General features: G+C 42.6%; 7 protein-coding genes and 1 pseudogene. 3 read left to right on the top strand and 5 right to left on the bottom strand.

Features of this window, described 5'->3' with window-relative positions; all coding sequences use genetic code 11:
- Positions 1-384 precede the first annotated feature (384 nt).
- The 3 genes from VB836_RS29990 to VB836_RS30000 all read right to left on the bottom strand — a co-directional run bounded on the left by VB836_RS29990 (position 385) and on the right by VB836_RS30000 (position 3863).
- Entirely contained in the window at positions 385-783 is a 399-nt protein-coding gene (locus VB836_RS29990) for a hypothetical protein (protein ID WP_200906201.1), read from the bottom strand.
- A 122-nt stretch (positions 784-905) separates the two neighbouring features.
- The gene (locus VB836_RS29995; RefSeq protein WP_323225178.1) at positions 906-2582 is read right to left on the bottom strand and encodes an ABC1 kinase family protein; all 1677 of its coding nucleotides are present in this window, start codon (positions 2580-2582) and stop codon (positions 906-908) included.
- Positions 2583-2717: 135 nt separating this feature from the next.
- Entirely contained in the window at positions 2718-3863 is a 1146-nt protein-coding gene (locus tag VB836_RS30000) for a DegT/DnrJ/EryC1/StrS family aminotransferase (RefSeq protein ID WP_323225180.1), read from the bottom strand.
- A 52-nt stretch (positions 3864-3915) separates the two neighbouring features.
- Here VB836_RS30000 and VB836_RS30005 point away from each other — a divergent pair, with 52 nt between their 5' ends.
- Positions 3916-4695 carry an ABC transporter permease gene (locus VB836_RS30005; RefSeq protein WP_323225182.1) on the top strand — a complete coding sequence of 260 codons (780 nt, stop codon included), beginning with the start codon at positions 3916-3918 and terminating at the stop codon, positions 4693-4695.
- A gap of 73 nt (positions 4696-4768) precedes the next feature.
- Entirely contained in the window at positions 4769-5110 is a 342-nt protein-coding gene (locus VB836_RS30010; protein ID WP_046281465.1) for an antibiotic biosynthesis monooxygenase family protein, read from the top strand.
- Positions 5111-5355: 245 nt separating this feature from the next.
- On the opposite strand, the gene trpD is transcribed toward VB836_RS30010, so the two are convergent.
- Positions 5356-6429 (bottom strand): anthranilate phosphoribosyltransferase, encoded by a 1074-nt coding sequence (trpD, locus tag VB836_RS30015; RefSeq protein WP_323225184.1) that lies wholly within the window; start codon positions 6427-6429, stop codon positions 5356-5358.
- Between the two features lie 191 nt (positions 6430-6620).
- Here trpD and VB836_RS30020 point away from each other — a divergent pair, with 191 nt between their 5' ends.
- On the top strand, positions 6621-7499 hold the full coding sequence (locus tag VB836_RS30020; RefSeq protein WP_323225186.1) for an Rpn family recombination-promoting nuclease/putative transposase: 879 nt from the start codon (positions 6621-6623) through the stop codon (positions 7497-7499).
- Between the two features lie 108 nt (positions 7500-7607).
- Here VB836_RS30020 and VB836_RS30025 read toward each other — a convergent pair.
- A pseudogene (locus tag VB836_RS30025) lies at positions 7608-8092 on the bottom strand (hypothetical protein); the annotation flags it as partial.

Here is an 8092-nt window from a genome sequence, read left to right on the forward strand (position 1 = left end):
TCTCTGTAAAGAAAAGGAGGATTATTTCAACAGTTTTGATATTTTCTGTTTAAATAGAGCCTAAAACTTGCCCCCCATCAAAGGTTTAGCGATCGCAAAATTTTAGAACGAAACGGCCCTGCCCTTAGAAAGGGGGGCTGGGGGAAGCCAGAGGTGGCTTCGCTTTAATTAGTACGGGGGACTTTAAATCATTTCTCCCCCATTTTAATTCCCCCATTTTAATTCCCCCATTCTAATTCCCCCATTTTAATTCCCCCCTTTCAAAGGGGGGCTAGGGGGGATAAAAGGGGGGCTAGGGGGGATAAAAGGGGGGCTAGGGAGCAAGAAACATGACTAACAAGCATCATGGTATTTCATCTTTGAGGGAAAAATTTGCTATAAAAATTAATCTTTTTGAGGAATGATTTTCCCTAAACTGAGATCATCTAAATCAATTCCCTTCACTCCTTTTTGTTCTAATTGAATGAGTAACCGAGTTAGCTGATACCAAACTAACCCCGCCATTAATACTGTTAAAGGAATAGAAAACGAATAAGAAAACATTGCTGAAAAGGTAAAAACCTGTAAACATGAGGCTAAAAATAGAGCAATTCCGACAGCAATTCCACAAAAGGGAAACAACAATTGAAACCCTCGTAAATTGGCTAATGCGCGAGTTGAACGACTGCTAGACCATTCTTTCAAAAGTTGTTTAAGGGTGGTGATAAAAGCTGTACAAGAGGTAATTCCAGCAAATAAACCCACCACTAAAACAACGTAAGGCGGATCTGACATTTCATACATAATGGTTGTGTTCCCCAAGGTTAATTTACATTTTTTTCCCCTGCGTAAATCACAGGGGATAATGGTTTTTTAAATCCAAATTTGAAAACTTGAGATTTAAACTTGTATTTTATGAACGGTGTTTACTGTTGTCGTAAAGCGGCGACTTGGGCGGTTGAAAAATCGGCGATCGCACCCATAGCAACATCAAATAAACGAGCGGGTTTAATATGATGTCCAACCAAACTCCAGATGCGTTGAACCTCTTCGGTATGAAGGCGATCATCTTCTGTCAAGGCTAAAATCAGTTGACGGCGAAGAAACTCTCCTTCTTCTGACAGTAAATATTGTAAACCCAATTGAGCCGTTGGTAGAATATCAAAAGTCTGATCAGACTGAGCGATCGCTAACATATTCTCCAACCGTTGCCACTTGAATTTACCATCTTTTATTAGTACATCAATCAAGCGCCGACGTAAAGCCGGAGTTTCCCCTTTCAACAGACGTCGGGCGACGTAGGGATAAGCCACATCAACAATTTTGAAACTGGAATTCAGCGTTAAAGCAATTCCTTCTTGAGTCACCAAAGAGCGAATAATCAGGGCAAATTTCGCCGGAACTCGGAAAGGATAATCATACATCAGTTCTGAAAAACTGTCTGTAATCGTCTTGAAATTAAAATCCTGAACACTCTCACCCATTGCATTTCCCAGAACCTTTTCTAAGGCAGGAACAATCGGTAAAATATTAGTTTTGGGTGTGAGAAACCCTAATTTAACAAAGTCTTTTGCTAAATCGTTGTAATCTCGATTAATCAAATGTACAACCGAATCAACTAAGGTTTCTTTCACCTCTTGTTCTAGCTGATCCATCATGCCAAAATCAATAAATGCCATGCGACCATCGGGCATTGCAAATAAATTTCCGGGATGGGGATCGGCGTGGAAGAAACCAAATTCTAGCAGTTGTCTCAAACCGCTTGTGACTCCCACTAAAATCAGATGATCGAGGTCTAAACCAGCCGCTTGAATACTGTCAACATCGGTGAGTTTAAACCCATTAATCCATTCGAGAACGAGGACACGAGTGCTGGTATATTTCCAGTAGATTTCAGGAACTTTTACCGTCGGATCATCGCTAAAATAAGCAGCAAATCGTTCGGCGTTGCGACCTTCATTGATATAGTCTATTTCCTCAAAAAGTTTAACCCCAAACTCATCAACAATCAAGGTCAAATCGTGACCTAAATTGAGCGGTAGCCAAGGGGCAATCCAACCTGCGGCCCATCGCATTAGATATAAATCTAAGGTGAGAATGGGAACTAAATTAGGACGCTGAATTTTGATCGCGACTTCTTCCCCAGTTCGCAAACGGGCGCGATACACTTGACCTAAACTTGCGGCGGCGACAGGTTCGGGAGAAACTTGACTAAAAACGCTGTCAATGTCTCGATCTAACTCTGTTTCTAAAATTACCATCGCCACTTCAGTGTTGAAAGGTGGTAACTGATCCTGAAGTCGGGTTAGTTCCTCTAAAAAGTCTTTGCGAATTAAGTCAGGACGAGTGGAAAGGGCTTGACCCACTTTAATGAATGTCGGGCCGAGATAAGTTAAAATTTCTCGGAGTTGAGTCGCTCGTTCCGGTGTATGTTCAACTTCGGGTCGGCGCCATCGATCCCAAAACAGACCTAAAATAAACCCTGTAAAAAACCAGACTACGGTAATAGCCCGCCAAATAGCCTGCCAGGGACGACGGCGATAATACTGGGCGATCGCTTCTGGGTCATAACACCGTTCAGATGTGAATGGGTGTGGACTCACGCTTTTATTTTTCCTCTTGAACGCTGAATTGTAACTGGGTGGACAGATTGTGCTGTCGTGGATGTTATCTTGTTGTTATCGTTTTGTTAATTAACAGTATACAAAACTACACACCCAGATTGAAAGTAAATTTACTTATTGGCTCAAACAATCCTTGATCGCGTAGATCACAGCGTCTTGTTGAACAGTTGTCAGTTCGGGAAACATAGGCAACGATAACACCTCCTGAGACAGTTGTTCAGCAACGGGAAACTGACCCGCTTGATAGCCTGAATTTTGGTAAAGTGCCTGCAAGTGCAATGGTACTGGATAATAAACCATCGTACTAATTCCCCGTTCGGCTAACTGTGCGCGAACAACATTTCGATCAAAGAGAAAAGAAGAACCATTCTCACCCAGTCTTTGAAGAACTCGAACGGTATACTGATTCCAAACACTTTGTCCGGGAGTCACTTCTTCAGGAAGAATCAAACCCGGAACCGCCCCAAGAAGCTGATGATAGCGTTGAGCGATGCGACAGCGTTGTTCATTCCATTGATCAAGATAACGCAGTTTGACGTTCAAAATTGCCGCTTGTAAGGCATCCAATCGACTGTTAATCCCAACCACTTCAGAATTATACTTGCTCGATTGTCCATGATCTTTAATCATGCGAATTTTAGCAGCGATCGCCCGATTATGGGTTGTCAGGGCGCCGCCATCCCCACAAGCCCCCAGATTTTTAGTCGGGAAGAAGCTAAAACAACCAATATCGCCAATACCCCCAACTTTTTCACCCTCCCAAGTCGCCCCGGTTGCTTGGGCGCAGTCTTCAATGACAGTTAACTGGTGAGTTTTGGCAATCTCCATCAAGCGAGTCATATTCACCGACTGACCAAACAAGTGTACCGGAATAATGGCTTTTGTTTTAGAAGTAATTGCCGCTTCTACCTTGTTAACATCGAGGTTAAAAGTATTTTCATCAATATCGACAAACACCGGAGTCGCCCCCACTGCACTCACGACTTCAGCCGTTGCAATAAAGGTAAAAACGGGAACGATGACTTGATCGTCCGGGCCAATATCAAGGGCGCGGAGAGCGAGAAAAAGGGCATCGGTACCGGAGTTACAGCTAATACAGTCAGAAACCCCAATATATTCACCAAACTGTTGTTCAAACTGTGCAACCTCCGATCCCCCAATATAGTAACCCGAGGCTAACACCTGTTGAACGGCGAGACTGACTTCCGGTGCAATTAATTTGTACTGTTGACTGAGATCAATGGGAGGAATTTTGTTCACGCTCACACCACCTTAAAATGAGAGATTAGTTATCCGTTATCGGTCAATAACCTTGTTAATTCCCTTAGATTTTACAGATTTGGCGTTAGCATTGGGACTAATTGCCATTGCGATCGCAATATCATTTTGGCAACAATTAGGCTTAGAAGGGCAATTTCTCCTGGCTACGTTGCGAACCCTTGTACAGTTAGCCGTTGCGGGTTATGTTTTAGCAGTGGTTCTTGATCCCGATCAACCTAACCCTTGGCTAATTTTAGCCTTTGGGCTGTTGATGTTAACCCTGGTTAGCGTTGTCACCCGCAACCGCATCAGCCAAAAAGTCCCTAAACTTTTCCCTTGGGTTTGGGGGGCGTTGGGGTTGAGTGCGGTGTTAATTGTCGGTTATGCTCAATTATTGGTGATTCAACCGACGCCGTTGTATAGTCCTCAATATCTGATACCGTTATTAGCAGCTATTTTAGGAAATGCCATGAATGCAGCTTCTATAGCCGGAGAACGTTTAGTCACGACGTTAAACCGTTCCCAGATAGAAATTGAAACCCATCTGAGTTTAGGGGCGACTCCGACTGAAGCGGTGAAACTCTACCGGACTGAAGCGATACGGGCGGGGCTACTTCCCACGCTCAACTCAATGACAATTGTCGGAATAGCAACCCTTCCCGGTATTTTAACAGGTCAGTTGCTCGTTGGGGTGAATCCGTTGGATGCCGTGTCCTATCAAATATTGATTCTGTTGGCGATCGCAGTGGCGAATTTAATTGCTACCCTAGTCTTAACTGCGGGCATTTGTCGCCAGTTTTTCAACCCAGAGGCACAATTACAAAAATTTTAACGATCAGCTTGATTTAATCAGATCAGATCGGGTAATCTACAATGCCAGTGATGTTCATTATTGTGGGTTCAAAATGTCAGAATTTTTAGATTTTCTTAAACATCAATATGCCTACGTTGCGATCGGTGAATTTAAACCCGGTAAATTTGATGAAGCCGAACAACTGTTTGAAAAAGCCGTTTCAACTTATACCAAAGGCTTTAAAGGATCTTATCTGTTACAAGAACCCGGAACCGATAAAGGAATTGCCATTATTTTCTGGGAAAATCTAGAAGATATGAATGAAAATCATAGTGATGTCTATGAAGCCATTATGAATGAAATGGCACATCTATTTGCAAAAGCACCCAAAACCTCTTTTTATGAAGTGTGTAGCGAAGTTCATCCTCAAGAATTAGTCTCTGAAGAAAGTTGAGTAGCATTTTCAACAATCTAGAAATCAGTAGGGACGCTGCGGCTTGCCTCCTGAATAAAGGTAAGGTTTAAAGAAGAAAAAACACCAAGACACTAAGGCACAAACAGAGGAAATCTTCGTGTCTTCGTGTCTTTGTGGTCAGTTAACTAGAAAGAAGAAAAAACAGGCTCGACACAGAGACACCAAGTAATAACATCTTCGTGTCTTAGTGGCTTTGTGGTTAATTTCCCCAGTCGCAATGCACGTTACTTGAGGAATTTTACCAGTTGTTCGAGTTTAGACCAAGCGGCACCACTGCTGATAATATCTTGAGCAATAGACAGTCCCGAAACATGATCGCCGATGGGAACAAAACCGCTCACTTGTAAGGCTAAAGACGCATTTAAAGCAACCACATCTTGTTGAGCTTGGGTTGCTTTTCCTTGTAAAACATTTTGCAAGATTTCTGCATTTTCGGCAACTTCTCCGCCTCTTAAAGCCATTATGTCTGCTGAAGTTAACCCCAATTCTTCCGGGTTGATTTCGACTTTTTCCACCTTGTTTTCTGATAATATTGCTAAATCGGTTAAATCTCCTAACCCGGCTTCATCAAGTCGTTCTCGTCCATGTAATACAATTGCTAATTTTAACCCTAATTTTCCGAGGGCTTCGGCAATGGTTTCGAGCAAATTGGGATCATAAACACCCATCACTTGACCCGATGGTTTTAAAGGGTTCACTAACGGCCCTAAAAGGTTAAAAACGGTTCGCACTTTTAAGGTTTTTCTCAGGGGAACAACGGCTTTCATTGCGGGATGCCAACCCGGTGCAAATAGAAAGGTAATTCCGACTTCTGTTAACGCTGAAGTAATTTTTTCAAAAGGTGCATTTAATTGAATTCCGAGCGCTTCTAAAACATCCGCAGAACCCACTTTACTCGAAGCGGAACGGTTCCCATGTTTCGCCACAGGAACTCCCGCCGCCGCCGCTACAAAAGCCACTGCCGTTGAAATATTAAAGGTAGAAGCGCCATCTCCCCCCGTCCCACAAGTATCAATAATTCGATAGGGAGAACTTGGTCTATTGGCCACAATGGTCGAAGAAATAGCCGACTGAGACTGCAATACAGAAGCCATTCCTGCTAATTCTTCTGCGGAGACGCCTTTGGTTTGCAAGGCTATTAAAATTGCACCTGAAAGTGCCGGGGGAATTTCCTCGTTTAACCATCCCTCCATCAACGTTGAGGCTTGGGAAATAGAGAGGGAGTCCCGGTCGAGGAGTTGTTGCAGTAAATTCGGCCAGAAGTTGCTATCTTGGATGGGGGAAGAAATGACAGTCATTCGTAATAATTAATACTCATTGGCATTTTGACAACCTGATGATTAATTGTACCGTTAACGGGGTACTTTTTTTGTGAATAATCTCAATGTTGTGGATGGAAAAAATGTAGGGACGCAAGGCTTGCGCCCAAAATGTGAATAAACCCCCATTTTACCCTATAATATTTGGAGAGGTAATTCTACGAACAAGCGTGAAAACAGACTCGCTTTTTTACCGCATCTTCCAAACGGCTCCGGCTATTTTCTTCGAGCTAATTGGTCAACCCACTCAGGAGGGGTATCAATTTCAATCTGTTGAACTGAAGCAAACCGCTTTCCGTATTGATGGCGTATTTTTACCGCCACCGGAAGCCACAAACCCAACGGTTTATTTTGTAGAAGTTCAGTTTCAAAAAGATCCCTTACTGTATCATCGACTGTTTGCAGAAGTGTTTTTGTTCTTAGCACAAAATCCAACAACAGTAAACTGGCAAGCCGTGGCAATTTATCCTAATATTAGCCTAGAACCTGAAGAAACCCATCTCTACCGAACGCTGTTAGAGAGTTCTCAAGTTCAGCGTATCTATCTGAATGAACTTTCGGGTTCATCGGTTGAGTTGGGCGTTGTAGAATTAATTCTAGAACCCCAGGAAACGGCAGTCAACAAAGCCAAGCAGTTGTTATCTCAGGCTCAACAAGCCACACAACTTCCTGTAGAAGTTATCATGGAATTGATAGAAACGACAATGGTTTATAAGTTTCCACAATTGACTCGTCAGGAGATTATTCAGATGTTGGAATTAGCAACAGACTCCAAGCAAACCCGAGTTTATCAAGAAGGATTAGAAGATGGTAGACGACAAGGATTAGAAGATGGTAGACGACAAGGATTAGAAGATGGTAGACAGCAGGGAGAGCGAGTGCTTATCCTACGTCAACTTGCTCGAAAGTTTAATCAAATCAATCCTCAAATTCGTTCTCAAATTGAATTACTTTCCTTAGAACAATTGGAGATGTTAGCCGAGGTGTTGCTAGATTTTTCATCTTTGCAAGATTTGACAAACTGGTTACAGGAAAATTTAAGGGAATAAAAGGTGCTAGGGTTGACAGTAGAGACTAAAAAAACCCGGTTTCTTCTAAGTATTCCTCGCTCTAGATGATGTGTATTGTCAAATAAACCGGGTTTTTGGCTTCTACCTCTAGGGTTGACAAATTTGAGGATTTGGAGGTTGACGCTGAACTCCCGTTTTTGTTGGGTCATAACCCACTAATATAACGTCTCCTTTCTCATCTCTTATCCAACCCCTCGCCGGAACAATAGTTCTAGAATCAATCGGATGATTATCCCGTTTTTTCGATTGTTGTTGACGACGTTGGGAGGAACGATTAACTGAAGGAGTCACAGGTTCAATCAGAGACAATTCTAACTCGGGAACTGCAAATAAATCTTGAGTTGGGTTGAATGCAATACCGCCTCGTCCAGTAATAATAAATTGACTGTCTCCTCTTTGTTTGCAGGGGTCTTGAGCGATTAATGCAGCAGGGTCAACAACTTCAACTTGAGTTGATTCTGGCGGGTCAAAATTGAGAGTATCATCAATAGAAAGTTCTCCAGCAGCATTAATAATACTATTTTGAGATTGTAAAACTGCTAATTCGGCACTTTCCAAAGGACGAATATTAA

Origin of the sequence: Limnoraphis robusta BA-68 BA1, assembly GCF_034932365.1 — a bacterium.
Lineage (GTDB): Bacteria > Cyanobacteriota > Cyanobacteriia > Cyanobacteriales > Microcoleaceae > Capilliphycus > Capilliphycus robustus.